The sequence below is a fragment of the Delftia sp. ASV31 genome, from assembly GCF_016428765.1.
In the GTDB taxonomy this organism is placed as follows: domain Bacteria; phylum Pseudomonadota; class Gammaproteobacteria; order Burkholderiales; family Burkholderiaceae_C; genus Comamonas; species Comamonas acidovorans.
This window is the reverse complement of the sequence record NZ_JAELTK010000360.1, coordinates 1-239: the sequence shown is the minus strand read 5'-3', so window position 1 is coordinate 239 and position 239 is coordinate 1. Positions and strand designations below refer to the sequence as shown.

Below are 239 nucleotides of genomic sequence, written 5' to 3'. Positions count from 1 at the left end.
GGCTGCTAGGCCAACCTCTTTGGAAAAAATGGTGGGTGATACATGGATCGAACATGTGACCCCTGCCGTGTGAAGGCAGTGCTCTACCGCTGAGCTAATCACCCGTAAAGCTGGCTGCTAGGCCAACCTCTTTGGAAAAAATGGTGGGTGATACATGGATCGAACATGTGACCCCTGCCGTGTGAAGGCAGTGCTCTACCGCTGAGCTAATCACCCGAGAAGCTGGCGGCTAGGCCAAC

General features: G+C 54.4%; 2 tRNA genes. Both read right to left on the bottom strand.

The features are described 5' to 3' along the window. Nucleotides 1–29: 29 nt before the first annotated feature. A tRNA-Val gene (locus JHD82_RS29825) sits at nt 30–104 on the bottom strand. 37 nt (nt 105–141) lie between these two features. Then, a tRNA-Val gene (locus JHD82_RS29820) sits at nt 142–216 on the bottom strand. Nucleotides 217–239: the final 23 nt, after the last annotated feature.